This window comes from Vibrio fujianensis (genome assembly GCF_002749895.1).
Classification (GTDB): Bacteria; Pseudomonadota; Gammaproteobacteria; order Enterobacterales; family Vibrionaceae; genus Vibrio; species Vibrio fujianensis.
In genome coordinates this window covers 27,040-27,428 of record NZ_NBUS01000032.1, presented here as the reverse complement: position 1 = coordinate 27,428, position 389 = coordinate 27,040, and positions in this window count along the sequence as shown.

The following is a 389-nucleotide window of genomic DNA, read 5'->3' as shown; positions in this document are numbered from 1 at the left end:
ATTGGTCGAAATGAAGACAGATCCGTGTTTATCGGCGGGCTACGCTTCCATTCAACTCAACAGATGACGATTTCAGCAGAAGCGCGCAATGCTGGATTGTGGGGGCCACAGATCAGCATGGGAGTCCGCTTTCAATTTTAGGTTATGATAAATCAATTAAGGTGATAAACCGATGAGAGTTACTCTCATCACCTTACTGATCCGAAAGTCAATTTGCTTTAGTGTATCCCCAAACAACTTGGAATTGCAGGTAGACAGCCAGTGAGTGACACATTTGTCTGGAATAAATTTGAACAGCCGTAGGCTGGCCTTTGGTGAGAGCCACGAATGGCTCTCATAATCCCCATGAACATAGACAGACGATGAGATTAGGGTGAACGGCATGTATA